We start from the raw sequence: 26,881 nt of genomic DNA on the forward strand, positions 1-26,881 counted from the left end.
CAACGGATACGATTATTTATTCCATTAAAAAAGATTGGAAAATTTCATTTCCGATAAATCTTCCTTTTCGAGTTAACGCGACACGGTCATGAGTATCAATTATTGAACCAGTATCTATATGTTTGGATAGTACTTGTCCATACATTTCTTCTAATGTCTTACCGAATTTATCTTTAAACTGTTTTTTATCAATTCCTGACACTTTTCGCAAGCCCAAAAACATTTCTTCTTCCATTCGTTCTACAGCTGTTACTTCGTGTGTTGAATTTATCGGCAACTCACCAGATAATAGTGCGTCCATATATTTTTTAATAGGTCCGATATTTGCGTATCGATTTCCTAAAGCATAGCCATGTGCACCTGCCCCAAACCCTGCGTATTCTACATTGTCCCAATATAAGTTGTTATGTTTTGAATGGAACCCCGGCTTTGCAAAATTACTGATTTCATATTGTTGAATACCTTTTGATGCCATAGCGTCCATTAATAAGGAATACATATCCGCTTCCAGATCTTCACCTGGTAAAATCAGCTTGCCTTTGGTCATTAAATTATAAAAAACGGTCTTAGGTTCAACAATCAATGAATATGCGGAGTAATGCGGCAGATCCAGTTCTAGCGCTTTTTGAAGCGTGAAATTCCACTGATCCATCGTTTGGCCAGGTAAACCGTACATTAAGTCAATGCTGATATTTGTAAAGCCAATGTCTTTCGCCATCTGAATTGTTTTATATACATGTTCGTTCGAATGCGTCCTGCCCAATCGGCTTAATATATCCGCATCAAAACTTTGAACACCCAAACTAAGTCGATTGATTCCATTGTTTTTCATGACAACTAATTTATCGTAGGTCAATTCATCCGGATTTGCTTCAGAAGTAAATTCCTGTACATGCTGCATCGGTAAATACTGTTTAATCAGCTCGAACAATCTTTCCAATTGGTCCGCACTTAATGCGGTCGGCGTTCCACCACCCAGAAAGATCGTTTCAATATGTAAATGTTCTTTATATTTTTCAGCAAACATCTTCATTTCCATCCCGAGCGTCTCTATATACTCGTCGACGGGTTGATTTTTAAAGAATACTTTATTGAAATCACAGTAGTGACATATTTGATGACAAAAAGGAATATGAATATAAGCTCCTTTAATCATGGCATTTCCTTCTTTCTTATAGAAAAAGGAGGCCAACTAGTAGCCTCCATTAACAACCATATTTTAATCAATCTTCATCCATTTTCAGTACAGCCATGAACGCTTCTTGAGGCACTTCTACTGAACCTACTTGTTTCATACGTTTCTTACCTTCTTTTTGTTTATCAAGAAGTTTACGTTTACGTGAAATATCTCCACCGTAACATTTGGCAAGAACGTTTTTACGAATGGCACTGATTGTCGAACGTGCGACAATTTTTTGTCCGATTGCTGCTTGGATCGGCACTTCAAATTGCTGTCTAGGAATTAATTTCTTCAATTTCTCAACAATAATTTTTCCGCGTTCGTAAGCAAAATCATTATGCACGATAAAGCTTAGAGCATCCACTTGTTCTGCATTCAATAGGATATCCATCTTCACAAGTTTCGAAGGTTTGTATCCGATCAATTCATAATCAAATGACGCATAGCCTTTCGTTCCTGATTTCAATTGGTCAAAGAAATCGTAAACAACTTCAGATAATGGAACTTCATAAATGATACTTACACGCGTTTTGTCGATGTAATCCATCGTCATGAAATTACCACGTTTCTTTTGACAAAGTTCCATAACCACGCCAACAAAATCGTTCGGCACCATGATGGTAGCTTTTACGTAAGGCTCTTCAATACGGTCGATTTTTTGTGGATCCGGCATCATTGACGGGTTGTCCACTTTTTTAATCTGACCATCTGTCATATGAACATCATAAATTACGCTTGGAGCAGTCGTAATCAAATCAATATTGAATTCGCGCTCCAAACGTTCCTGAATGATTTCCATATGAAGAAGTCCAAGGAATCCACAACGATAGCCAAATCCAAGCGCTTGAGAAGACTCGGGCTCAAATTGAAGAGCCGCATCATTCAGTTCAAGCTTTTCAAGTGCGTCGCGTAAATCATTGTATTTAGACGTGTCAATCGGGTACAAACCACAATATACCATCGGATTTAAACGACGGTAACCTGGTAATGATTCAGTTGCAGGTTTAGCAACATGGGTAATCGTATCCCCGACACGTGTATCTCCAACATTTTTGATTGCAGCAGTTAAGAAACCTACATCCCCTACAGTCAGTTCATCACGAAGCGTAGCTTTAGGAGTAAACACTCCAGCTTCTATTACTTCGAATTCTTTCCCGGTAGCCATCATGCGGATTTTGTCCCCAGGACGTACCGTTCCTTCCATAACGCGTATATAAGCTACTACACCACGGTAAGGATCATAAAGGGAATCAAAAATAAGTGCTTTTAAAGGTGCCTCAGGGTCTCCAGTCGGAGCGGGCACTTTTTCAACGATTTGTTCCAGAATTTCTACAATACCGATACCAGCTTTTGCGGAAGCAAGAACGGCTTCAGAAGCATCGAGACCGATGACTTCTTCAATTTCTCCGCGAACGCGTTCTGGATCAGCTGCCGGTAAATCAATTTTATTGATGACCGGTAAAATTTCAAGTTCATTGTCCAACGCTAAATAAACGTTAGCCAACGTCTGCGCTTCGATTCCTTGCGCAGCGTCCACAACGAGAATTGCCCCTTCACAGGCAGCCAAGCTTCGAGATACTTCATATGTGAAATCGACGTGTCCCGGTGTATCAATTAAATGGAACGTGTAATCTTCGCCGTCTTTTGCGCGGTAGTTCAGTTGTACGGCATTCAACTTGATCGTAATACCACGTTCACGTTCTAAATCCATTGAATCGAGAAGTTGAGCTTTCATTTCTCTTGAAGTCAATGCTTTTGTTTGTTCTAAAATTCGATCGGCTAATGTTGATTTACCGTGATCGATATGGGCGATAATTGAAAAATTTCGGATATTCTGTTGACGTTTGTTACGTTCTTCTCGATTCATGCAATGTCCACTCCTAATTAAACTATCTAGAATTATAGCAGTGAACAGTTCTTTCTTCAATGTTAGGTTTCAGACGTCTCCTCAAAGAAGTTGGAAATTGCCTTTGTGAGGATGGCAATGGTCCGATTGATTTCTTCTTCCGTATTCTCAATTCCACCCAGTTCAACCAGAAGTGAGCGGCTTGAAAGATCCTGATTATAAACCCCATTCCCAGTATCTCTGGTTTTTTGCAATACACCTTTGGAGATTTCTGGAACCATTCCATTCACTTCATTGGAAATAGCTTTGGCAAAAGCTTCATTTAATTTATAGTTTGCATGTTCAGCCCCTACAACAAATGATAATTTCGCATATGTCGTTCCGTTAAACTGCGTTGTTGTCTTTTCGCGTTTGATGGAATCACGATGAATATCTAGAAGAACATCATAGTGATTGTCTGCTAACTGCTTTAGCAAATGTGGACGGATTTTTGTATAGGCGCCGGTTATTTGCATACGATTCATATTGTCGAATTTCAGCACATCAACCGTATCGCCATTCAAACTGAAATGCTGGACAACAAGGTCACTAACATTTGATATGTTGGCGGTAGGGTGATAATTAACTGCTTTCAGTCCTAATTTCTTTTCAACGATCGGCTGATACGATTCCTGAATATGTGTGAAATAAACCAAAACATTAATGGGATTGGTTGTTGGATTCACTGTAATTTCTTTTGTGGGTTCATTTGTGATTTCTTTCGTTACATTTGCTGCGTACGCTACTGGTTGAGTTTCAACCTTTTCTGTTGCATTGCTTCCAAAGGCGAGCATGGGGAGTTTAATTAATAATATTGGCATTAAAAATAAAAATAGATAGAAACTCATGACTTTCTGCAATGTTTTGCGCATTGTTCACCCCTCCTCCTACAACTTACGTAGGACTAGAGTCGGTTAGAACTAAAAATATCCTCTTGAAGCCACTTCATAACACCAGCCTGTATCATATCCGCGTGCCTTACCACCCAAGTATCCGTTTCTTTTGGGGTTACGAATAATTGCTGATGATGAGGAGGCAATACTTCTTGTAATAGCGCTCGGATTTCATCGCTTGACCAGCCTGCCCATTCACCGAAAATCGGTTTAATGGCTTCAACGTTTACAGGTTCGTCTGTGCTTCTCAACCATGATCCCACAGATAGTGCAGAAGAAGGTTTGGTCGTTTCCCCAATTTGGGCAGAAATCACTTTGAATACCGTCTCAATTGCGTCCACAACCAGCACGGGCGCATCCACAACCATTGGCACACCGATCGCAGTGACAGGAACCCCCAACGATTCATGTGAAATTTCATTACGTGCATTCCCGACACCTGAACCAGGGTGAATACCGGTATTAGTCAACTGAATGGTTTTACAGAGACGGTCTTGATTTCGAGCTGCCAGTGCATCAATAATCAAAATTAGATCCGGTTTGACATGTTCTGCTATCGCTTTCACAAACTCGCCTGTCTCGAGACCGGTTTGACCTGTTACTCCCGGTGCATAAAAAACGACTTGACCTGTTTCGAATGGAAAATGAAACATTTCTTCATGGAAACGGTCAATGGCTAAAGGACCAATTGCATCCGGTGTAATTGTCCGATTTCCCAATCCAATAACAAGAACTTTGGATTGTGCAGTAAAATTTAGTTGTTTATGAATATCTTCGAGTGATTGAATAAATTGTTGTTCCAGTTCCTTGAAACCTTCGTCGTCTTCGGCTGTCAAAGTGGGAACGGATAAAGTAATATAGGTCCCTGCTTTTTTGCCAATCGACTCTGCCCCTTCTTCATTCGTTTCAATATGGGTTATATGAACACGGCCTTTTCGTTCTTCATTCATTTGAATCCCAGGCGTTTCATACAATGTATCTTTCTCTTTTTCTGTTCGATGCTGAACCACTTCTGTGGCTTCATCAATTAAATCCGTCCGCATTAAATTACGTAATTCCATCTAAAATCACCTCATAAAAAAGTTTGCCCAAGGTGTCAAGTAAATATTCTTTGCGTGAATCTATTGCAATTTAATTTTTGGTTTGTTAAAATAATGCTTGTTGTATTGATATTACTGATCTAATACTTAAAGCAAATAGCGCCTTAAATGCGCAAAAACGCTTAAACTCGAGAATCTCTTGATCTCGGACCTTTTATAGGAGGTGAAAGATATGCCAAACATTAAATCTGCAATCAAACGTGTAAAAACGAATGCTTCTGCTAACGCACAAAACTCTCACACGAAGTCTACAATGCGTACAGCAGTTAAGAAAGCTGAAAATGCTTCTCTTAACAACGAAGAAAACGTAAAAGAACTTTTACAATCTGCTATCAAGCAAGTAGATAAAGCAGCTTCTAAAGGATTAATTCATAAAAACACAGCGGCTCGTAAAAAAGCTCAGTTAATGAAAAAAGCGTAATTATATGAAAGACCAGATTCGATTGCCGAATCTGGTCTTTTTTTGACTTTTACTGGATGCAGAATTTATTTCAGACGTGAACGACTATTTTTCAGACGTCGGGCCAACAGGATGTTGGTCACAAAGGCGTTGCCACACGAGGTGGCGTTCTTAGCCTTTGTTCAACTAAGATGCTCCTGCGGTTACTCGTCGCAAAGATATTGGCCATTCGACCAATATCTTCCTGCGGGAACAGCGAAGTGCTGAAATCCACTCGGACATTTAGTCCGAGTTAGTTCGGCGCAAGCCCGCGGAAAGCGTAGCTGTTTTGAGGAATATCAACAGCAACATTTAACATAGCCTTCAATAAAAAAACGGACTTGATCCGCTTTAAATAATGCGATTCAAGTCCATTTATTTATAATCGATTCATTAAAAACAATTCCAGGATTCGTTCACGTCGGCCGCTGCTGGTTTTTAATTGATAGTCAGCACTTGCAAGTCGATGCAACACTTCGAGTAATCGTTCTTCGCCCACCTGCTGTCTGCTTTCGACAATCAGTTTGACCCGGTACGGATTGACTTTTAGTTGCTTCGCGATTGCCTGTGCATGATAGCCTTTCTTTTGCAGATAGCGTACATTCGACATGAGACGAATTTGTGAAGCGAGCAAGGCAGTCAACATAATTGGTTCTTCTTTTTGACGTAACAAATCATGGTAGACCGACAACGCCGTTGATGTATCTCCACGCAGATAAGCATTGAGTAACTGGAAAGCGTCCTGTTCCAATGTACGCGTCATCAACAATTCCACGACATCTTTCGTGATTTCGGGTTCTTCCCCGATATAGGTTGCCATCTTATGTAATTCAGACTGTAGTTGCACTAAGTCCTGTCCTACCGTTTCAATTAATCGGGCTATGGCATCTGCCGTCATGCTTTTGTGTTCCTTCGAGACGATTGATTGCACCCATACTGTAAGATCATTACCTTCCAATGGTTTCGCTTCCAGTAACAGAGCTTTATCCTTCATCAGTTTCGTCACTTTTTTACGCTCGTCCAATTTTTCATAAGGAGCGATAAAAACGGTGATTGCTGTTTCAGATGGATGCTGAACCCAATTTTCAAATGCTTTCAAATCATGATCTATTTTTTCTTTTCCTTTTTCTGTCGCTTTTAAAAAGGAGGCATTTTTGGCGATAATTAATTTACGATCTGTAAAAAACGGAATGGTGTCCGCTTCTTCTATTACATGCTGAACGGGAACTTCATCTAAATCGAAGACCAGTACATCCGTTTCACCGGCTTGATTTAGTGATTCTTTCAGACGACGGATCGTTTCGTCGAAAAAGTAATGCTCAGTGCCGACAAGCAAATAAATCGGGCTGAATTCACCGTTTTGAATCTTTTTCCAAATACTTGAGAACATGAAGAACCTCCTCTGACACACTTTCCCTTACATTATACATGAAATTAAAAACCACAGGTGTTTGAACAAAATGTGTCATTCACTTGAAATCACTGAAAAAAACTTGTTGTTTATGGATTTTTCCGAAGCAATCACTTATAATTAATTTGAATTAGGAGGGGTAGCAATGAACGAATTTGAAAAGAATGTCCAAACCAGACGTAACGATGTGGTTGACTCGGGTATTGGTTTCGTTGTATCTTTTGTTTTCTTTGCAGCGATTTTCACCATTGCGACTGTAATTGACTTCATTACAAAATAAGCAAGAAAAGAGACTTCTCATTTTGAAAGGTCTCTTTTTTTTATGCTTTTTTCGTATGACGTTTGTACAGTCATTACTTGTTGATTATACCGGACATGTATGGAGCCTACATCAGCAGTCGTTAGCGTGGGCAAGTGAAGGTCCTTGAATCTCTCAATCACGTCAGGGCTTGGATGCCCATAACGGTTGTTTTGACCTGCTGAAAATATGGTGAGCCTTGGTTGAAGCCGCTTTAAAAATGCCTCGGAACTTGACGTGTTACTCCCATGGTGTCCAGCTTTTAGTAACATGAGATTTTGTATACCAGCATAACTCTTCAGTAAATTCTCTTCTCCATCTTGTTCTAAATCTCCCGTAAACAATGCTGTAAACAACTCATGCTTTAAATAGAGAACGAGAGAATCATTATTGCCTTCGTACGTCGTATCTTGTGGCGATAAATAGGTGAAATTAGAATCACCGATGCGAAAACCATCCCCCGCCATTTTTTCTTTAACTGGAATATTTTTAGTCAATGCTGTTTGTAAAGCTTGTTGCAATGTATCTTCGGTAATTGCTCCAGGCGTTACATGAATTTCTTTTACATTCATTTCCTCCAGTATTTCTTCTGCCCCTTCCACGTGGTCACTATCCGCATGTGTCCATACAAACGTATCAATCGTATGAATGCCCCGTCCTTTTAGGAAAGGCACAATTACTTCCCTTCCAATTTCAAAAGGGCTGCCAGATTGTTTCCAAGCAGATTGATCAAACCGCAATAAACCTCCTGAATCAATCAAAATGGTTCCTTGACGGTGCGGGAGCTCAATAAGTGTTGCATCTCCTTGCCCAACATTCAAGAACGTAACTTCGATTGCAGAGTCGAAGTACAATGAACCCTGAATGATGATAATCGGTAAACCTAATGTCAAGGCGAGACGTTTAAAAGAGTATTGAAGCTCAAGAACAAAAAATGTACCTACTACACCTGTAAAAGCAACAATCATCTGCCAGTTAGATAGTTTGCCGGGATTCCATAACTGATGCGGCAAGGAAGCCAGTTTCAGGATGAACATGGTTAGAGCCATTCTTAAAGGTTCATAGAGGATAAATAGGATATCAGCTAACGACGGGAGGATGAATGTAAATAGAAATAACATTAAATTAATCGGTAAAATAATGACGGAAAAGAGCGGTACGAACAGAAGATTTACCACAAAAGAGGAAAGAGAAATTTCGTAAAAGTGATAAAGAAGAATCGGTGCAACCCCAATCTGACAAAGAAATGTAATCCAGAAAGATTGCTTGAACACTGTGGATTGGGCTTGTAGAAAAGGTGAAGAAAATAGCAATACAGCGGCTGCCACATACGACAATTGAAAGCCAACTTGAAGCAACACACCTGGCTGCAAATAAATATATAGAAGTAAACTGATGGCAAAGGCGTCCTGTATTGCGACTCGCATATGGAACTGTCTTGAGAGTAACAGTATTTCTACTACTCCCACCGCCCGCCACACAGATGGAGCGCCACCTACTAAACTAGCATAGACTGGCAAACAAATCAGCAAACACCACACAGCGACTTCTTTTCGGATCGACAGCCTGAGGAGCGATTGATAAAAAATAAAGGTCAGAAACGCCACATGCAGTCCTGAAATAGCAAATAAATGAGTGATGCCAAGTATTTGATAGGCACGACTTTCCTGTGGGTCCACATCATCTCTCGAACCAAGTAAAAGCGCCTTGGTTTCTGGTTGAAGTGAAAGTGGAAAATGAAGTTCAATATGCTTCTCCATCTGAAACCGCTGCTTGGCAATCCAGCCGGTTACGCCTTCAGGCTGCAAGACTTGTTTCATCGAAATGACCGTTAACATTCCTTGAGCCCCATGGCTTTTTAAATACGTGTGCATATCGAAACCATATTCATGTGCAGGCAGCGGCAATTCGGTTTCTTGTCCCTTCATCAAAAAAGCGGCACCTGTCAAAGACTGATTCAGAAAAGAGACCTTCTCTTTTTCAGATTCAAAAGCGTAGGTCAGATACCACTTTTGTTCATGCTGATTGACAGCAAAGCCCCTGATCTTCGAGCCACTAATCGAATGGGTTGAAGTCCAGGTAAAAACATCTTCGTGAGCAGCAATATCATCTACTTTGATCGACATCTTGTCTTGTGCATGCATAAAGAAAAAAATGGCTACTGCTACATAGCTTAATAAAAAAAATATCGGTAATCGATTACGGACAAATAGTAGAATAAGTGGTGCATGTATCACGAGAAATTGGTTGTAGCCAATTGCCGCGCTCGTTGAAACAATGGCTGCGATAGCTAAATAGATTAAACGTTGTCTCCAATGGTATTGCCAAATAACTCATTCACCTGCGCTTCGTATGAAGCCAGTTCTTCTGCAGAAACACCATTCTCCCTTAATTTTTGAAGCATGTCCAAATACAATGTGATTTTCTGGTCGCTTAAGAAATCGATTTTTCGCTCATCAAATGGCACATGCACAACTTCCACATTTGCCTGGGCAAGTAATTGAATCGCATATTCATTGTTTTTATAATCTTTCGCGTAATATAAACGTCGGATACCCGATTGAATAATTGATTTTGTACATGGAAGGCATGGAAAATGCGTCACATATAAATCAGCTTCATTCGTCGAAATGCCGTATTTTGAACATTGAAGCAAGGCGTTCATTTCCGCATGAATCGTACGGACACAATGGTGATCCACGACATAACAACCCTGATCGATACAATGATCGCCTCCAGAGATGGAACCATTATAACCGCCTGCCATGATTCGTTTATCCCGAACGATGGTCGCACCTACCGCCAGTCTTGTACATGTGCTTCTAAGTGCTAGTAAATGGCTTTGTGCCATAAAGAATTGGTCCCATGTTATTCGCTCCATAATAACGCCCCCTGATTGTAAACTCATATCTAGTTTAGTAGGAACATGTTTCAAACGTCAATTGTAGATGATTTTATTTAATCGAAATGAAATCTTTCAAGCTATCGAATGTCGAATCACCGATTCCGGAAACTTCCTTCAATTCCTCAATCGTTTGAAAAAGCCCTTTTTCTTCCCTGTAGGCTAATATGGCTTTTGCCTTTGAAGGACCAATCCCGGGAAGTGTCATTAAAGTAGTTTCATCTGCAGAATTGATGTTGATTATTGTTGATTTTGTTGAAGAACCATCTGGCGTGGAAGGAATCGAAATTGGGCCTTCTGTTTCTCCAATCAATGGGACATAAATGACCATTTCATCAATTAATTTCGCAGCGAGATTCAAAGCTTTTTCTTCAGCGGATGGCAAAATACCGCCAGCAAGCTGAATGGCATCCAGTACACGACTACCTTGAGGCAATGTATAAACGCCTGGAACAAGGACTTGTCCTTTGATATCAACCACAACGACTTCAGTCATTTCTTTGTCAGGTTCATCCGTTTCATTGTGTTCTTCAGTTGGAATTGGTTTTACGATGGGGGTTTGAATGGTATCGAGCGTATTGGCAAGTGGGGGTGCCGGCTCGTTTGCAAATGGTTTAAACAATAGGACAAATAAAATGGTTCCTGCAACAGCTAACGCAACTTTATTTGTATGTTTTTTCATCCATGCGGGAATCAGATCGGGTCATCCTTTCCTACAGGGAGCAATTCTTATGGAGTTATCCATACTATAAACGAATTGCTCATTATTGGAAAGTTTTATGTGAATCTGGGTCGGAACTATTATTTGATTGCATGGAAGAAGATTCGTTCACTGTTTTCTTCAGGCGACTCATTCGTCCAGTCTGCGGAAACTTCAATCTTTGAGAATCCTGTTTGTTGTAAAAATGACAGATAATCTTCAATTGCAAACGAACGTTGATAATGACTTTCTTCGAACCGGTCATATGACCCACTTTTATTTCTCATAAAGAATGTTAAATCATGATAAACGGAGTGAGGTTGCTCACCTGGCTCAGTGTTCCATATATAGGCAACGTTTTCATCTTCGTATGTAAATGGGCCGTCCAAAAATAATTCATCCATTTTGTAAACAGAATGAACATCAAAGAAAAGTTGTCCACCATCCGCAAGTGATTCATAAATGCCTTTAAACGTCTGCAGGACCTGCTCTTCATCCTCTAGATAATTCAACGAATCAATCGATAGAACAGCTACATCGATTTCCTCGAATCCATCCAGATCCGTCATGGAGACATGGAACAGTGGAATAGCAAGACCTTGTTTTTGAAAACGGTCAGCTGCAATCGCAAGCATTTCCTCGGACAAATCGACTGCTTGAACAAGAAAACCCTGTTCTGCAAATTTCGCAGACAGGACTCCGGTTCCACAACCAATATCTAATAAAGATTTCCCATTCACATTTTCAACACTTGAAACAACCTTATCAACATAGTTGTCATACGGAATATCGGTCATTAAGGCATCATAAATGTGTGCAAACTCTTTATAACTAGACATTACGCTTCTGAGTCTACAGAGATGATTGGTGCATCTCCCCATAAACGTTCCAAGTTATAAAATGCGCGTTCATCTTTATGGAATACATGTGCAACCACGTCGCCCATGTCCACTAATACCCAACGAGCTGAGTCAAATCCTTCTAATCGTTTCACATCAAAACCTGATTTGCCAGCTTGATCTGCCATTTCTTTTGCAATTGCTTGCACTTGACGGTCAGAATTTGCGTGACAAATAATAAAGTAATCGGCAAGCAAAGATACACCTTTCATATTCAATACGACGATATCTTCTGCGCGTTTGTCATCTGCTGCTTTATAAGCAACCTCTAATAATGTTGGAACTGTCATTCAGTCATTTTCCTTTCGTGTAACCAAATCATTATAACAATGAATGGAATCCGGATATACCGGTTGATTTTTTTGCATTAAAAATTGTATTGAACGTTGTACACAAGCTTTCATTAGCTCATTTAATCCTTGTTCATCCTGTTGTCTTAAGTCATCGACTCCAGGAAACTTTCGGTTCGGTTCTATCATATCGGCACAATAAAGTATTTTTTCAAGTTTTGTCATGTTGGCTCTGCCAGTTGTATGGTAGCAAATCGCGTTTAATACATCTTGATTTGACACACCAAATTCCTGTTGAGCTACATATGCGCCGACTGGGGCATGCCACAGTTCATGATGAAAATTTAAAAGGATTGGGTCCATCTGTTGTTCGACAATGGTTTGTTTCATCCATTCCCTATCTGCAAATTTCACGACATCATGTAAAATGGCCGCAAGTTCAGCATCTTGTTCAGATACGCCATATACTTTCGCCAATCGAATAGCGGTTTCCATTACTCCTAAAGTATGCACGACTCGTTTCTCAGGCATCCGCGTACGTATAGCATTTATCAAATCATCTCTATTCATACAATTTCTCCTGACGAATATAAGTTTGTACATTTTCTGGTAGTAACAAGGATACATCTTTTCCTTCTTTGAACCGATTGCGTAGCGTGGTAGACGACAAATCAATTAACGGTGCATCAATTAATGTCACAGGATAATCAGAACGTTCTTCAAATCCTGGACGTCGAACACCGATCAAATTGACTTCTTCGACCAGTTCATCAATCTTATACCATTTGTCCAAAGAAGAAATCATATCGGCACCAATCAAAAAACTGAATTGTGTTTGTGACTCGCGAGATTTCAGTTCATTCATCGTATCAAACGTATATGATAAGCCGCCTCTTTCAATCTCAAGCGGTTCCACTTGAAAATATGAAAATGGCTCGGTAGCAAGTTGCAACATGTGCAGTCTTTGCTCACCGCTAACCAGATTCGATGCTTCTTTATGAGGTGGCTTAGCATTCGGCATGAATCGAAGTTCATCGAAATCCAGAGCATGATACACTTCATTTGCCATGATTAAATGTCCAATATGTGGAGGATTGAAAGTCCCGCCAAAAATGCACACTTTTTTCATCGTTAGCCTCTTGTCGGCAATTCGATTTTTTTGTTGTTTTTAGAAGCCTTGTATAATACGACCGTCAAGCCGATTAATTGGACAAGTTCCGCCTTTGTTCCTTTTGCCAATTGCTCAGCCACTTCTTGCTTATCGTCTTCACAATTTTGCAAAATGCTGATTTTAATCAGTTCACGAACTTCTAAAGCCTCTTGAATTTGTTTCAGCATATGTTCATTTACTCCGCCTTTTCCTACTTGGAAAATAGGTGATAAATGATGTGCTTGACTACGTAAAAAACGTTTTTGTTTACCTGTTAACATGTGGACCTCCTAGTGTTTGTTCGACTTGCTCTATCGTTTGTTTCGTATCAGGTTTGCGATTTGTCCACTTTTGAAATGAGAATGCTCCTTGATGTACAAACATCCCAACGCCATTTAAACAACGTGCTCCTCGATCTTTTGCTTCCGCCAAAAAAGGCGTCAATAATGGATTATACACAATATCCGCAACAATTGCTGAAGATGTTACATTTTCAAGCGACATTGGCATGTCCACTTCAGATGTTTTCATCCCAGCAGGCGTTGTTTGGATAATGATTAGAAACTGTGCAAGTTCTGATTCAGCCTGTGAAAGTGACAGCGCACGATCACCTTCTATATCATTGATTAATCGTTTGGAAGATTCGATTGTCCGGTTGGCACAAGAAATGCTTTTATATCCTTGAGTTTTCAGAGCAAATGCAATCCCTCTTGCTGCGCCACCGGCACCAATGATTAAAATTGGCAACTCTTTAAGGTTTGTCCCCATCGCCTCTTCCAGCGAATTGACAAACCCGATGCCATCGGTGTTATAACCTGTCAGGGAACCATCCTCTTCCACTACGACCGTATTAACAGCCCCCATCATGGCAGCTGTCGAATCTAAACGATCCAGCAAAGGGATGATGGTTTCTTTATGTGGAATGGTTACATTCCAACCGCTCGCCCCTAAACATTTAAGTGACTGGACAGCATTCACGAGCCTATCTCTTTTTATATGCAACGGAATATACGTGGCATCGATTGATAAATCAGCAAACCACTTACTGTGCATGCTTGGTGACATCGAATGGGAAATTGGATCCCCAATGACTGCATACCATTTTTTCATTTCAGCCGCCCCCTAAATCAATGATGGACGAACTTGGATTTCTACTCCTTTAGGTGCGTACGCTGCAATCACGACGTTTGGTTGATTGACAGTAATCCAGCCCAGACCGGAAAACACAATATCCGTCTTCCCTGCTTTAACAGAAAACTCGTGACGAACAAGTGGCGGGAAATCATCTTTGAATTCTGCTGAAGGTGGTGCCAGCATTCCGCCAAGATGTTCAGCATACAAAGCATCCGCATTTTCAAGTTTCGTACGGTGAATATTTAAGTCATTCGATATATGAACCGTAAATGACGCTCGTTCACCTTGTATGAAATCAAATCGTGCAAGGCCACCAAGGAATAAGGTTTGCCCAGAATTCAATTGGAATATTTTCGGTTTGATTTCTTTTTTAGGTGTAATCCATTTCAACTCAGATGAGTCCAGGAAATGCGCCATCTGATGGTGATTGATAATCCCTGGCGTATCATAAAGTGACTGATCGTCATCCAATGGAATTTCAATTAAATCCAGTGTTGTACCAGGGAAATGTGATGTTGTGATTACTTCTTTTTCACCTGTCACTTGTTTGATGATACGGTTGATGAATGTCGATTTTCCGACATTCGTACATCCAACTACATATGCATTCTTACCATCACGAAGACGATCGATCGCTTCCATTGCCTCTACCATGCCTGTCCCTTTATGGGCACTGACTAACATGACATCTACTGGTTTTAATCCTAACTTCTTCGCTTCCTGTTGTAACCACTGGATAACGCGATGTTTCTTCACTGATTTTGGTAGTAAATCCACTTTGTTCGCTACAAGTAAGATGGGATTATTCCCTACAAAACGGTGCAAACCTGGTAACCAGCTCCCATTGAAATCGAAAATGTCAACGATTTTCACAATCAGACCTTGCTCATTGCCCAGACTGTTCAGGATACGAAGGAAATCGTCATCTGTTAAAGAAACAGGTTGCAATTCGTTATAATTTTTCAGACGGAAACAACGTTGGCAAATGATTACTTCTTTTTCCAACGAAGATTGTGGTGCATATCCAGGTTCTTTTGGATTTAGTGTTTGTATTTGAGTACCGCATCCGATACATGTTGGTATATTTGTCAAACTTCTTCCTCCCAAGTTACATAGCCTCTTCTTTTTAATGCTTTAAATATACGACGTTCAACCAATCGATTGAAACGAGTGAAAAAACCGTCCGATTTAGCGACAGGCAATACTAAAATCGTATGTAATTTAATGCGATTGCCTCCGACAACATCCGTCAGCAGCTGATCGCCAATGACTACTACTTCTTCACGTTTCACGTCCATTAATTGAAGCGCTTTACGAAATGCTTTCCCCATCGGTTTACGTGCTTTATAAATAAAAGGAATACCAAGTGGATCTGCGAATGATTTCACGCGCATCTCGCTATTGTTCGAAACAATCGTTACTTGAATTCCTGCGTCTTTCATACTTTTCAGCCAGTTCACAAGTTTTGGCGTCGCATCTGGACGGTCCCATTCAACTAACGTGTTATCCAGATCCGTAATGATTCCCCGGATTCCTTTATCAAGCAATCGTTCTGGCGAAATGTCGAAAACACTTTTCACAAATTCGCTCGGTAAAAATTTTTTATACACCGTGACACACTCCGTTCAACCTATTTTTCTGTATTGATTATAACATACTCCCTATTTTCTCACCCACTCGTACCCGACTGCCAGGAGTAATTGACGAATCCAGTTGAAATGCGTCTTTTTCAAAAAGTAAAACGACAGTAGAACCAAACGTGAAATAACCGATTTCCTCGCCTTTAATCCAGTCCCTAGATGTATTCGTCATTTCAATTGAGTTTACAAACATGGCACCCACACTAATGACTGCACAATTTTTTTGATTTGGACAAACTAAATGGGTAACTTGTCGATAGTTTCCGCTGATTGGCGTTTTTCCATAAGTCAATCCCGCCTGATTAACAGGATAGGATTTTTTCCCGAGCGTCATTTGTTTTTTCACATGGCCGTCTACCGGACTATGAATACGATGATAATCAGCAGGACTTAAATAAAAAACCATATAGGTTCCACCAAGATATTGCGATGCCAGATCCATATTTCCAACCAGATCTGTCACGGTATAAGACTTTTCCTTCACTAAAAAAGTGCCGGTGGATGAAATCGAACCAATCGATTCAACTTTTGCATCTACAGGACTCCCTGCTTCCATTTCACCTTGTGCAATCGGTCGATGCTGCGCATCAATTTTGCGGATAAAAAAATCATGCAAAGTAGGAAATGTTTCGATAGATTGTGAAACTTCCTGCATTTGTATTCCGTATGTACGTATATAAGATGGAATCACTTTGCGACTCCATGACGATTTCGCGAATTTCTGGATTGCCATCGATGACCACTTGCCATTCGTCAGTTCAATAAGTGTTTGGTATATTTTCTGTTTCACGTTATCCCACCTGTTCTAAATATGCTCTACCTTTTTTTAGTTGAAAGAAGTATAATGAACTAATACTTTACACAAGAAGGAGTGTCGTCCATTGTTTTTAATGCATCGAGTGGATCACACAATCAAAAAAATGAAAGCCCATGCAGCAAATATGATCACCATCGGGAATTTATCCTTTGGTGGTGCTTCCATAATGACCACATTAAACGAATCTTATAGCTATAGTGTTCTGTTTATATTTATCGCAGCGTTACTGGATCGTTTCGACGGGATGGTCGCTCGTAAATTAGGTCAAGAATCGGAACTTGGAAAACAACTCGATTCCATGAGCGATATTATCTCATTCGGCGTTGCCCCTGCGATTCTCATATACATGGTTGATTTATTTGAATTTGGAACAGCTGGAATGGTCATCACCATCATTTATATTGCTAGCGGCGCATTTCGATTGGCCCGTTTCAATATCATGGATTCGAATGGCTACTTTACTGGTCTCCCGATTACTGCTGCCGGTACGATATTGACGCTTTCTTATTTTGGATTGTCCCTATTTGCACCAGTCTTTTATATGTTCCTCGTGCTCATTTTGGCTATATTGATGATTAGTACATTTACATTACGAAAAGTGTAACGACCGCAAATTGTGGTCGTTTTTTTCATGCTTTTTATGTCGTTAACATATAGTGACAAAAGACGACATGGAGGTGCACATCATCATGAGTGGTTTATTGTCTGCTGTCCTGCAATTATGGATTGAAATTCCGGCAGTCTTAGGTTACCTGAAAGGTCAGGCATTTAGAAAGCCCCTATCCCAAGAAGAAGAAGCCATATATGTTGAACGTTGCTTAGCCGGTGATGAGGAGGCAAAACACGAATTAATTGAACGGAATATGCGTCTCGTTGCGCACATCGTCAAAAAATTCCATCCAAAACATGAACAACTCGATGACTACATTTCGATCGGTACAATCGGTTTAATGAAAGCCGTCGCAAGCTATACTCCTGATAAAAAGACTCGCCTCGCCACATACGCCGCCCGCTGCATCGAAAATGAAATTCTCATGCATTTGAGATCCCAGAAAAAAGTACAGAAAGATGTCTCACTCTACGAACCGATTGGCACAGATAAAGATGGCCATTCACTCCAAATTACTGATCTCCTGCAAACTGACGAAGATACTGCTCAACAAACACTGGAACAAAAAGAACAAATGGCAAGACTTTATCGACATTTGGACAAATTGGAGAAACGCGAAATTGAAATTATTGAGCGGCGATATGGGTTGCATCAATTTGAACCGATGACTCAAAAACAGATCGCCAAGCAATTAAATATTTCAAGAAGTTACGTTTCCCGCATTGAAAAACGAGCGCTCGTCAAGCTGTATCAATTGTTTAAACATGAAAAAAACTCTCTCGATTCACTGGATATCGAAAGAGCCTCCAACAATCAATCTCTATTTTAACATGGAAACGTGCTTATAATTTACTGATAACGTGTAAAACGATTTGTGTCGAATGTTTTGCAGCTGTCGGTAGGAATTCATCAAAACTAATTGAGGATTCTTTTCCAGCAATGTCCGACAACGCACGAATTACGACAAATGGTACGTCGAATTGGTGGCACACTTGCGCAACAGCGGCCGCTTCCATTTCCGCAGCCTTCATGTGAGGGAAATGTGTACGCACGCTCTCAACGCGTACAGGATCGTTCATAAACGAGTCTCCTGTCGCAATGAGTCCAGTTGCAAACTGATGCTGACCTAATTCTTCCACAGCCTCTTCAGCTAGCTTGCGAAGTTTTGCGTCCGTTGTGAATGCTGCAGGTAACTGAGGAACTTGTCCCATTTCATAGCCGAATGCTGTTACATCTACATCATGGTGACGAACTTCATCCGAAATGACAACCGCTCCCACTTCCAGTTCAGCGTCAAATCCGCCAGCAGAACCTGTATTGATTACTGCATCCGGTTTAAAGTGTTGAAGTAAAATGGTCGTCGACATTGCTGCATTTACTTTACCGATTCCACTTTTCAGCAAGACTACTTCATGTCCAGCATATGTACCTTCAGTGAATTCACTGTTTGCGATGACTGTTGTCTGTGGACTTTCAATTGCCAAACGTAACGCTTCAACTTCTTGTTCCATTGCGCCGATTACTGCTATTTTCATATTGTTTCCGCCTCTTCTCTGTTTTTAAATACACTTGATGCTAGACTGTTTTTTATCGTATCGTTCAAAAACACTTCCCTAAAAATAATAAAAGCGGCGCCGAAAGTCAATAGGCGCCGTCCAATGTTTTCAAAGTCTCCATTTTTACAGGTTTCCAGCCTTCACCGTCTACCCACTCTAAATATACACGATATTTTTCTTCTTTATCTTTAGATGAAACAACACCAATGGATTTCTGAGGACTTCCACCGTTTGATATACGCCATACAATCATATTATCAGCGGATAAGCCAGTTGTATAAGCAATAGCTTTCAGTTTTTCATCCCAGTCCACATGGCCTTCGGAATACACCGACGTATGTTCACCTGTTTGTGATGTTCCAATCGGCTTCCAAGCTGTATTAACGATTCGTTCAGATACAAGCGGGTCATCAGAAGGTGTTGAAGTGACTGTGCCACCTGTCGTTGAATCTTCAGTAGTGGTAGATTCCTCTTCAGTTGTTGTTTCTTCTTCAGAAGCTGTTTCTTCTTCAGAAGCTGTTTCTTCTTCAGTCGATTCACTGTCTTCCGTTTCTTCTGCAATTTCTTCAGAACCGATTTGGTCTTCAGGATCTACCTCTTCTTCAGTTTCTTCTTGCGAGCCATCTGCCGTTTCTGCAGACTCCGTATCTTTCGTACTGTCTTCGTCCCCAGCTTTTTCTGGTTCATCGTTCCCTAGGAATATAAATCCGGCAGTAATGATTATAAGGACGACTACTAGACCTATAAGTGCATTTAATATGGTGTTCGTGCTTGGTTTATTTGGTCGATTACTTCTTGAGGTATATCGACGCTGTGTATTTGCCATATGCGTACTCCCCCTTATATACAGCATGATACCATAAATGTTGATGACAATTTAGACGAAAGTGTTAAGGAAATGTTTCATTTGGTTTAGAAATCGGGTGATTTTTTGGTGTGGAGAAGTTTTTGGAGCAACTTTTGGTTTTTTGGAGCAACTTTCGTGATTTGGGAGCAACTTTTACAGTTTTTGGAGCAACTTCTCCTGTTTCGGAGCAACTAACCAATTACCTCCTAATTACTATTCCCCACAATAAACAAAAAATCCACTCTTTAATCGCAGGAGTGGATTTAGAAAATTATTTGATTGATACAATCTTGACGTAGATTTCCCCATCAGGAGTTTTCACTTTAACTTGCTCTCCGACTGTGCAACCGATTAAGTTCCTTGCAATCGGCGAATCGGCTGAAATAAGACCCTCAATCGGATCGGCTTCCGCTGAACCCACAATTGTGTAACTCTCTTCTTCACCATCCGGCATTTCAATAAAGGAAATGGTTTTGCCAAGCGATACAGTGTCATTATTTTGTACATCCTCTTCAATAATCACTGCATTGCGGATTAACGATTCCAATGTTAAGATGCGTCCTTCAATAAACGCTTGATCCTCACGAGCCGTTTCGTAATCGGAGTTTTCAATCAGTCCAAAACAACGGGAAGCTTTAACACGCTCGATTACTTCTTTGCGTTTCACTGTCTTTAATACCGTCAATTCTTCTTGTAACTTCTCCAGTCCACTTGCAGTCATGGATTGTTGTTTTTCGGCTGGCATCCTACTCGATCCCCCTCATACAATCAAAAAATCCACTCCCAGAAAACAGGAGCGGATTTAACATTATTTAATCGAGACAATCTTGACGTCCATTTCGCCGCCAGGAGTTAGTACCTTGACTTGGTCTCCAACAGAACGGCCAATTAGGCTTTTCGCGATTGGTGAGTCATTTGAAATGAGACCTTCCATCGGATCTGCTTCCGCTGAACCAACGATTGTGTAAGTTTCTTCATCACCGTCTGGAATTTCAATAAACGAAACTGTTTTTCCAAGAGATACGATGTCGTTGTTTTGCTCGTCTTCTTCAATAATGACCGCATTGCGGATCATAGATTCTAAAGTTGAGATACGTCCTTCAACGAATGCTTGGTCTTCTTTTGCAGAATCGTACTCTGAGTTCTCGGACAAGTCACCGAAGCTACGTGCAATCTTAATGCGTTCTACCACTTCTTTACGTTTAACCGTTTTTAAGAATTCTAGTTCGTCCGCTAATTTCTGCTTTCCAGCAGCAGTCATAGGGTATTGTTTTTCTGTTGACAATGTATTTCACTCCTTCAACTACTTGCTAACTCATAAAAATACTATGTCTCGCAGCTTATGAATATGCGGCTAAGTATTTAGATAATTTTGTCAGTCTTTCACAATCATATTACACAATGATATCAGATTCAAGAATTGTTTTAATTTTTGTAACCATTAAATCGATGGCAACTTGATTTTGGCCGCCTTCAGGAATAATGATATCTGCATATCTTTTTGTCGGTTCAATAAATTGGTTATGCATTGGACGTACTACAGAAATGTACTGTTCGACAACTGAGTCAATTGAACGTCCACGCTCATTAATGTCGCGTAGGATCCGACGAATGATGCGTAAATCCGAGTCCGTATCGACAAACAATTTAATGTCCATCAAATCGCGCAAGCGCTCGTCTTCCAGAACCAAAATACCTTCCAATATAATAACATCTTGTGGTTCAATGGCAATCGTTTCGCTTGAACGTGTATGAATTGCATAATCATACACCGGTTTTTCGATTGCTTTACGATTTAAAAGTTGATGTATATGTTCAATTAATAGATCTGTATCGAAAGCCAAAGGATGGTCATAGTTTGTCGCAAGACGCTCCTCAAATTCCAAATGGCTTTGGTCTTTATAATAGTAGTCTTGTTCGATTACTACAACGGCTTTTTCTTTGTAAACGTCATAAATTGCCTTGGTAACACTTGTTTTCCCTGAACCAGAGCCACCAGCAATACCAATAACAAGCGGGCGCTTAAATGTCATCGTACAAGCTCCTTTCTCATCATGTTATTTGGTCGTACGGGGATTTCCGATTTGAAACGAACGATTTGTAACGGATGGCGTGCAACATCCAGTTCATTCCCTTTTTCATCCCATAATTCTGTAATGATCATGCGGAAATTTTCAATATCCGGGCCGAAGAATTCCACTTCTTGCCCTTTTACAAAGTAATTTCGTTGCTGCAAAGTAACCATTTTTGTTTCTTCATCATAGTCCAGCACAAGACCGATAAAGTCCGTTGTCGTTTTTCTCCCATGGACACCATACATCTGTTCTTCGAATGTTGGTTCGCCTTCAAAAAATGCAGTTGCAGTATCACGGTTCGCGCATTTTTCAAGTTCTTCAAGCCATTCGCGTTTTATCACAAAGTTTTCTGGATCTGCACAGTATGCATCGATTACTTTTCGATATACGCTGACAACAGTTGCAACATAATGAATGGATTTCATGCGACCCTCTATTTTCAGTGAGTCAATTCCAAGCTCGATCATGCGAGGAATGGATTCGACCAATTTCAAGTCTTTAGGACTCATGGCAAATGGTGCATCGCCTTCACTAAATAAAGGTTCCTGCTTGCCATCGTTCAATTGATACAGATCATAATCCCATCGACAAGACTGGCAACAGCCACCACGGTTTGAGTCGCGGGCTGTCATGTGATTCGACAACGTGCATCGTCCACTGTACGCGATACACATGGCTCCATGAATGAACGCTTCGATTTCGATATCGACTTTTTCTTTCATTTCCTCAATTTCGTCCCCACTCGTTTCTCGGGCAAGAACGACACGGTGCAAACCTTCATCTTTCCAGTATTGAACAGCTTTCCAGTTGGATAAGGATTGTTGTGTACTTAAATGAATTTCAAGTTTCGGTGCTTCCAGTCGACATGTTTCAATAATTAAAGGATCCGCCACAATAATGCCTGTCACGCCTGCTGATTCGATATCTTTTAAATATTGTGCCAAACCGTACATATTTTCGTTATGTGCAAAAATATTTGTCGTAACGTAAATTTTCGCACCATAGCCATTTGCAAACTCAACCGCTTGTCGCATTTCGTCTATTGAAAAGTTCCCAGCATTTGAACGTAATCCAAATTCACGACCACCAATAAACACCGCGTCCGCGCCATAATGTACAGCAATTTTCAGTTTTTCAAGATCTCCTGCAGGAGCGAGAAGTTCTGGCTTTTTAACTATGACACGTTTGCCATCAATAATTTCACTAATTCGGTCATGTCGAAGCAATGCCATTGGTATTCTCTCCTTCCTTAATACACGGTTTCTTTGAAGAAAAAGCCGGTATCGAGTGGTCGAAGTGACGGTTGCATTTCTTCAATTTCCGTTAATAAATCATTTTTAATTTTGTCGTACTTATCTGGTGAATCCATATACGCATCAATTGCCTGACGATAAAGACCAGTCACTTTTGTCACATAGTCTGCTTCTTGCAAAATGCCATCGATTTTAAAAGAATCAATTCCAGCATCAATTAGCTCATTCAATTCATCAATGAGGCACATATCGTTTGGACTGAAAATATGTGTACCATTCCCATCCTCAAAGATAGGATATTTATTATGACGTTCTTTATCATGCAAAAACATGTTCTTGTTGTTTGAGCGATTTTCGATTTCCATTGCTTTGTCCTGATATAAAAAGTAATTTCCGAGTAAAGAACGCTTCGACTGGAACATACAGGTCATACCATGAACTTGCACTTCCACAGCCACTTCTGCGTTTTCTTTAATTTCAATCACTTCTTCCATGCTTAACTCCCGAGCCAGCACAGCACGATTGGCGCCGCGTCTTCCCCAGTAGTTGGCAGTAAACCAGTTTGTTGCAGTCGTTTCAGTATTCCAGTGAAGCGGGATTTCAATTTCTCCCTCACGTTTTGCCATGACAACGGCCGGGTCACCGAAAGTTATCCCATCCACTCCGATAGCTGCTAGTTTTTCCATATATGGACGTAAATCATTAACACGGTCATTATGGTAAAGCGCATTCATGGCAACATATACTTTTTTGTTGGCAGCGTGTGCAAGAGTTACTGATTGTTCAACTTCATCAATCGTAAACTCACCTGCTAATCGCAGACCAAATTGTTGTTCCCCGATTAAAAATGCGTCTGCTCCAGCTTCAATCAATTGTGCCAGATGCATCACAGATTGCGGAGTCACAAGTAATTCTGGTTTTTTCATGCGAGTCACCTCTTTATACTGATCGTAATTCCATCACCAATCGGCAGGAATGTTGTTTCATATTCTTCATGATTCATTAACCATGACGTAAACTGTTGCAAGTTACGAACCATGGTGCGTTTTCTTCTAGGTACTTCTTTAATGTCAATTTCCGTAAAACCATGCATGAGCATGTTATCACAATAAATAACACCACCGCTAGGAACGAGTGGTGAATATTTGTCAAAGAAACGTTGATATTGACCTTTTGCGGCATCAATAAATAACGCATCATACTGATCAAGTTTAAATTTGTTCGTATCTATTTCCAGTGCATCGCCCTGTAAAAGTTGAATTCTTTCCGTCAATTCAGCTTTTGTCACATAGCTTGAAGCCAATTGAAAACGGCCTTCGTCTTTTTCTATAGTCGTCATGACTGCCTCTGGTAAAGCCAGTGCCATTCGGATAGCTGAGTAGCCAATGGCTGAACCGATTTCCAAAACGGATTTCGGTTGCTGCAGACGTAGAAATTGAAGAAGTGATTCAATCGCTACAATTTCCATGATCGGAATATGCTGTTCTTTGGCGAATTGTTCCATATTCGACAGGAAAGTAGGGCGTTGCTTAATATGTGAAGTAATGTAGGATTGTGAAGTTTCCATGTCCAGTCTGACTCCTTTAACGCACAAAAATTACACCCAATCTTATCATAAAAAAAGAAGGAAAGCGATAGCCTTCCTTTCTTTCTGCGCTAATGGTGACAATCTTGTCACGATTAGCGTAAATATTGTTCAATTTTCGCTAAATGTTCGTCATAAGTTTTCGAGAAATGATTGACGCCTTCTTTATCAGCAAGGAAATAAAAATTCTCAGATTCAGGTGCATTCAGAACCGCTTCGATAGATTGTGTTCCTGGATTGGAAATTGGGCCAGGTGGCAATCCTTGAATTTTATACGTATTGTATGGATGATCGATTTCTAAATCATCATACAACACACGGTCTTTATGTTCCCCAAGGGCATATAGGACTGTCGGATCTGTCTGCAAAGGCATTTTCTTTTCCATGCGGTTATTGAAAACACTTGCAATCATCTCCCTGTCAGTATCTGCTGTTGCTTCTTCTTCAAGCAGTGAGGCAAATGTTAACAACCAATGAACAGATTTTTGCTCTTCAGCAAGCTGGTCTGTGTATTGTGCCATTGTATTTGCAGTCTTACTCAACATTTGATCAACAATAGATTCTAATGAAGGATTCTCTTCATAATAAGCATAGGTTGCCGGGAATAAATACCCTTCCAATGCATGACGAAGGTCCGGTCCTTTAATATCTTCCGTCAAAATATTTGGGTATTTGGCAATCATCTGATCGATGAAATCCGGATTTGTGACAAGGTCTAAGAATTCTTTGGACGTATACGATGTTTTTTCTTCTACACGCGCTGCAATTTCTTCTAGTGTACGGCCTTCAGGAATCGTCATTGAGAAGATGGGTTCACGGTAAACTTTACCAGACTTCAAACTTTCAATTAATTCATCAAAAGTCATTGATTTGGTTAAGCCATAATCACCTGCTTGGAAATCTGATTCATTATTGAACTTCGCATAATACTTGAAGATACGCGCATCTTTAATGATTTCATTCTTTTCAAGTAGCGCTGCAATCGAATCGAGGTTCGAACCAATTTCGACTTTGACTGGAATGATTTCTTCCGATTTTTCATCGACTGGCTGCAATGCGCTTTTTACATACTTGTAACCACTGTAAGCTGTAATTCCTCCACCAATCAATACAATCAAAACGATTGCAAGCACGATCCGTCTGACAATTTTCACTTCTTTTTTCTTTTCTTTCATACGTTTAAACATAATATCTTTTTTTGTTTCATTTTCCACGGGTTAACCCCCTCTATCTGACATTTATTATACAAGATTATTATAAAAAAGAAAAAGGCAGAATGTATATTTCATCATTCTGCCTCATAGGATCGCTTCCTCTACTAAATGTTTCTTGGACAAGGATAAAAAATACAAACTTGAGTGTTCTTGCTTACAACATACTTTATCTGCGATAACTAGTCGCAAATGCACCTCTACTATGTAACTGTTTTTAATAGAACAAAAAAACACAGCCTGTCCCATGCGGGGGCAGACTGTGTTTTAAAAATTAATTCTACTCTTCGTCTTCTTCCTCTTCTTCTAAGAAAGTGTTTAACATTTCTTCGATCATAGCCCACTCTTCGTCAGATTCGATTGGCATTAATTCGCCATCTTTTCCGTCTTCAGATGGTGTGAAAGCAGAAGCGTGAATTTCGATTTCTTCGTTCTCATCTTCTTCCGCACCTAGTGGATAGTAAAGTACGTAAGATTTGCTGAACTCATCTGATTCAAATGTGAATAGTACTTCACATAGTTGTTCGTTACCGTTATCGTCTACTACTGTAATGTTTTGTTGACCGTGGTCCATGTGTAATCACCTCTTAATAGATTGACTATCGAGATAGCCTTGTAAAATCATAACTGCGGCCATTTTATCAATGACCTCTTTGCGTTTTTTCCGACTGACGTCTGCACTGATCAGCATCTTTTCCGCAGCGGATGTCGTTAACCGTTCGTCCCATAGAAAAACGGGTTTTTCAAACGTTTGATGCAATAATTCCGCATAGCGTTCAGAAGCTTCGGCGCGTGGTCCAATCGAATTATTCATGTTTTTCGGATATCCGACCACAAACGATGATACTTCATGCAACTTCACCAACTCGGCAATACGTTCCATGCCAAATTTTTCATTTGCTTCATCAATTTTGATAGTTTCAATCCCTTGGGCGGTCCAACCGAAGGCGTCACTGATTGCGACACCCACTGTTTTCGTCCCAACGTCCAAGCCCATTACTCTCAT

General features: G+C 40.3%; 32 protein-coding genes. 4 read left to right on the plus strand and 28 right to left on the minus strand.

Going from position 1 to position 26,881, the window contains the following annotated elements; genetic code table 11:
* Positions 1 to 16: 16 nt before the first annotated feature.
* From hemW to gpr, 4 genes are all read right to left on the minus strand, one after another.
* Positions 17 to 1,156, minus strand: a complete 1,140-nt coding sequence (gene hemW, locus M9R32_RS02615) for a radical SAM family heme chaperone HemW (RefSeq protein WP_269925195.1) — start codon at positions 1,154 to 1,156, stop codon at positions 17 to 19.
* Positions 1,157 to 1,223: 67 nt separating this feature from the next.
* On the minus strand, positions 1,224 to 3,047 hold the full coding sequence (lepA, locus tag M9R32_RS02620; RefSeq protein WP_269925196.1) for a translation elongation factor 4: 1,824 nt from the start codon (positions 3,045 to 3,047) through the stop codon (positions 1,224 to 1,226).
* A 62-nt stretch (positions 3,048 to 3,109) separates the two neighbouring features.
* Positions 3,110 to 3,937 (minus strand): stage II sporulation protein P, encoded by an 828-nt coding sequence (gene spoIIP / locus M9R32_RS02625; protein ID WP_269925197.1) that lies wholly within the window; start codon positions 3,935 to 3,937, stop codon positions 3,110 to 3,112.
* A 32-nt stretch (positions 3,938 to 3,969) separates the two neighbouring features.
* Entirely contained in the window at positions 3,970 to 5,019 is a 1,050-nt protein-coding gene (gene gpr / locus M9R32_RS02630) for a GPR endopeptidase (RefSeq protein ID WP_269925198.1), read from the minus strand.
* 211 nt (positions 5,020 to 5,230) lie between these two features.
* Here gpr and rpsT point away from each other — a divergent pair, with 211 nt between their 5' ends.
* Positions 5,231 to 5,479, plus strand: coding sequence for a 30S ribosomal protein S20 (gene rpsT / locus M9R32_RS02635; protein ID WP_269925199.1), 249 nt, complete (start codon positions 5,231 to 5,233; stop codon positions 5,477 to 5,479).
* A 397-nt stretch (positions 5,480 to 5,876) separates the two neighbouring features.
* Here the strand turns inward: rpsT and holA are convergent, their stop codons facing one another.
* Positions 5,877 to 6,887 carry a DNA polymerase III subunit delta gene (gene holA / locus M9R32_RS02640; protein WP_269925200.1) on the minus strand — a complete coding sequence of 337 codons (1,011 nt, stop codon included), beginning with the start codon at positions 6,885 to 6,887 and terminating at the stop codon, positions 5,877 to 5,879.
* Positions 6,888 to 7,053: 166 nt separating this feature from the next.
* On the opposite strand from holA, the gene M9R32_RS02645 reads away from it, so the two are divergent.
* Positions 7,054 to 7,188, plus strand: a complete 135-nt coding sequence (locus M9R32_RS02645) for a YqzM family protein (protein ID WP_016426870.1) — start codon at positions 7,054 to 7,056, stop codon at positions 7,186 to 7,188.
* A 17-nt stretch (positions 7,189 to 7,205) separates the two neighbouring features.
* Here M9R32_RS02645 and M9R32_RS02650 read toward each other — a convergent pair whose 3' ends face one another.
* The 12 genes from M9R32_RS02650 to M9R32_RS02705 form a co-directional block, all read right to left on the minus strand.
* Positions 7,206 to 9,350 carry a DNA internalization-related competence protein ComEC/Rec2 gene (locus M9R32_RS02650; protein ID WP_269925201.1) on the minus strand — a complete coding sequence of 715 codons (2,145 nt, stop codon included), beginning with the start codon at positions 9,348 to 9,350 and terminating at the stop codon, positions 7,206 to 7,208.
* A gap of 155 nt (positions 9,351 to 9,505) precedes the next feature.
* Complete coding sequence (locus tag M9R32_RS02655) at positions 9,506 to 10,087, minus strand: ComE operon protein 2 (protein WP_269925202.1); 582 nt, start codon at positions 10,085 to 10,087, stop codon at positions 9,506 to 9,508.
* Positions 10,088 to 10,160: 73 nt separating this feature from the next.
* Positions 10,161 to 10,790, minus strand: a complete 630-nt coding sequence (locus M9R32_RS02660; protein ID WP_269925203.1) for a helix-hairpin-helix domain-containing protein — start codon at positions 10,788 to 10,790, stop codon at positions 10,161 to 10,163.
* Between the two features lie 119 nt (positions 10,791 to 10,909).
* On the minus strand, positions 10,910 to 11,647 hold the full coding sequence (locus M9R32_RS02665; protein ID WP_269925204.1) for a class I SAM-dependent DNA methyltransferase: 738 nt from the start codon (positions 11,645 to 11,647) through the stop codon (positions 10,910 to 10,912).
* Positions 11,647 to 11,997: a ribosome silencing factor gene (gene rsfS, locus M9R32_RS02670; protein WP_269925205.1), complete on the minus strand. Its 351-nt coding sequence runs from the start codon at positions 11,995 to 11,997 to the stop codon at positions 11,647 to 11,649. Before rsfS ends, M9R32_RS02665 begins: the two co-directional genes overlap by 1 nt.
* Positions 11,998 to 12,567 carry a bis(5'-nucleosyl)-tetraphosphatase (symmetrical) YqeK gene (gene yqeK, locus M9R32_RS02675; protein WP_269925206.1) on the minus strand — a complete coding sequence of 190 codons (570 nt, stop codon included), beginning with the start codon at positions 12,565 to 12,567 and terminating at the stop codon, positions 11,998 to 12,000.
* Positions 12,560 to 13,126 carry a nicotinate-nucleotide adenylyltransferase gene (locus M9R32_RS02680; RefSeq protein WP_269925207.1) on the minus strand — a complete coding sequence of 189 codons (567 nt, stop codon included), beginning with the start codon at positions 13,124 to 13,126 and terminating at the stop codon, positions 12,560 to 12,562. The genes yqeK and M9R32_RS02680 overlap by 8 nt, the downstream gene beginning before the upstream one ends.
* A 2-nt stretch (positions 13,127 to 13,128) precedes the next feature.
* A complete protein-coding gene (gene yhbY / locus M9R32_RS02685) occupies positions 13,129 to 13,428 on the minus strand; it encodes a ribosome assembly RNA-binding protein YhbY (RefSeq protein WP_269925208.1) in 300 nt (99 codons plus the stop codon).
* Positions 13,415 to 14,257, minus strand: a complete 843-nt coding sequence (aroE, locus tag M9R32_RS02690) for a shikimate dehydrogenase (RefSeq protein WP_269925209.1) — start codon at positions 14,255 to 14,257, stop codon at positions 13,415 to 13,417. The genes yhbY and aroE overlap by 14 nt, the downstream gene beginning before the upstream one ends.
* A gap of 12 nt (positions 14,258 to 14,269) precedes the next feature.
* A complete protein-coding gene (gene yqeH / locus M9R32_RS02695) occupies positions 14,270 to 15,373 on the minus strand; it encodes a ribosome biogenesis GTPase YqeH (protein WP_269925210.1) in 1,104 nt (367 codons plus the stop codon).
* A complete protein-coding gene (locus tag M9R32_RS02700; RefSeq protein WP_269925211.1) occupies positions 15,370 to 15,891 on the minus strand; it encodes a YqeG family HAD IIIA-type phosphatase in 522 nt (173 codons plus the stop codon). The genes yqeH and M9R32_RS02700 overlap by 4 nt, the downstream gene beginning before the upstream one ends.
* 37 nt (positions 15,892 to 15,928) lie before the next feature.
* Positions 15,929 to 16,711, minus strand: a complete 783-nt coding sequence (locus M9R32_RS02705) for a phosphatidylserine decarboxylase (protein WP_269925212.1) — start codon at positions 16,709 to 16,711, stop codon at positions 15,929 to 15,931.
* A gap of 91 nt (positions 16,712 to 16,802) precedes the next feature.
* On the opposite strand from M9R32_RS02705, the gene pssA reads away from it, so the two are divergent.
* On the plus strand, positions 16,803 to 17,342 hold the full coding sequence (gene pssA / locus M9R32_RS02710) for a CDP-diacylglycerol--serine O-phosphatidyltransferase (protein ID WP_269925213.1): 540 nt from the start codon (positions 16,803 to 16,805) through the stop codon (positions 17,340 to 17,342).
* A gap of 85 nt (positions 17,343 to 17,427) precedes the next feature.
* Positions 17,428 to 18,177 carry an RNA polymerase sporulation sigma factor SigK gene (gene sigK, locus M9R32_RS02715; RefSeq protein WP_016426856.1) on the plus strand — a complete coding sequence of 250 codons (750 nt, stop codon included), beginning with the start codon at positions 17,428 to 17,430 and terminating at the stop codon, positions 18,175 to 18,177.
* 13 nt (positions 18,178 to 18,190) lie between these two features.
* On the opposite strand, the gene mtnN is transcribed toward sigK, so the two are convergent.
* The 11 genes from mtnN to ruvX all read right to left on the minus strand — a co-directional run bounded on the left by mtnN (position 18,191) and on the right by ruvX (position 26,881).
* A complete protein-coding gene (gene mtnN / locus M9R32_RS02720) occupies positions 18,191 to 18,883 on the minus strand; it encodes a 5'-methylthioadenosine/S-adenosylhomocysteine nucleosidase (protein WP_269925214.1) in 693 nt (230 codons plus the stop codon).
* Positions 18,884 to 18,989: 106 nt separating this feature from the next.
* Positions 18,990 to 19,730, minus strand: a complete 741-nt coding sequence (locus M9R32_RS02725) for a YrrS family protein (protein WP_269925215.1) — start codon at positions 19,728 to 19,730, stop codon at positions 18,990 to 18,992.
* 292 nt (positions 19,731 to 20,022) lie between these two features.
* The gene (gene greA, locus M9R32_RS02730) at positions 20,023 to 20,496 is read right to left on the minus strand and encodes a transcription elongation factor GreA (RefSeq protein WP_269925216.1); all 474 of its coding nucleotides are present in this window, start codon (positions 20,494 to 20,496) and stop codon (positions 20,023 to 20,025) included.
* Between the two features lie 63 nt (positions 20,497 to 20,559).
* Positions 20,560 to 21,036: a transcription elongation factor GreA gene (gene greA / locus M9R32_RS02735; protein WP_269925217.1), complete on the minus strand. Its 477-nt coding sequence runs from the start codon at positions 21,034 to 21,036 to the stop codon at positions 20,560 to 20,562.
* Between the two features lie 109 nt (positions 21,037 to 21,145).
* A complete protein-coding gene (gene udk / locus M9R32_RS02740; RefSeq protein WP_269925218.1) occupies positions 21,146 to 21,784 on the minus strand; it encodes a uridine kinase in 639 nt (212 codons plus the stop codon).
* Positions 21,781 to 23,058 carry a peptidase U32 family protein gene (locus M9R32_RS02745; RefSeq protein WP_269925219.1) on the minus strand — a complete coding sequence of 426 codons (1,278 nt, stop codon included), beginning with the start codon at positions 23,056 to 23,058 and terminating at the stop codon, positions 21,781 to 21,783. Before M9R32_RS02745 ends, udk begins: the two co-directional genes overlap by 4 nt.
* 17 nt (positions 23,059 to 23,075) lie before the next feature.
* Positions 23,076 to 24,005 carry a peptidase U32 family protein gene (locus M9R32_RS02750; protein WP_269925220.1) on the minus strand — a complete coding sequence of 310 codons (930 nt, stop codon included), beginning with the start codon at positions 24,003 to 24,005 and terminating at the stop codon, positions 23,076 to 23,078.
* A gap of 5 nt (positions 24,006 to 24,010) precedes the next feature.
* On the minus strand, positions 24,011 to 24,646 hold the full coding sequence (locus tag M9R32_RS02755; protein ID WP_269925221.1) for an O-methyltransferase: 636 nt from the start codon (positions 24,644 to 24,646) through the stop codon (positions 24,011 to 24,013).
* A gap of 113 nt (positions 24,647 to 24,759) precedes the next feature.
* Positions 24,760 to 25,878: an endolytic transglycosylase MltG gene (mltG, locus tag M9R32_RS02760; RefSeq protein ID WP_269925222.1), complete on the minus strand. Its 1,119-nt coding sequence runs from the start codon at positions 25,876 to 25,878 to the stop codon at positions 24,760 to 24,762.
* Positions 25,879 to 26,155: 277 nt separating this feature from the next.
* On the minus strand, positions 26,156 to 26,449 hold the full coding sequence (locus M9R32_RS02765) for a DUF1292 domain-containing protein (protein WP_269925223.1): 294 nt from the start codon (positions 26,447 to 26,449) through the stop codon (positions 26,156 to 26,158).
* A gap of 6 nt (positions 26,450 to 26,455) precedes the next feature.
* Positions 26,456 to 26,881, minus strand: a complete 426-nt coding sequence (gene ruvX, locus M9R32_RS02770) for a Holliday junction resolvase RuvX (RefSeq protein WP_269925224.1) — start codon at positions 26,879 to 26,881, stop codon at positions 26,456 to 26,458.

The organism is Paenisporosarcina quisquiliarum, assembly GCF_027563315.1.
Taxonomy (GTDB): Bacteria; Bacillota; Bacilli; order Bacillales_A; family Planococcaceae; genus Paenisporosarcina; species Paenisporosarcina quisquiliarum.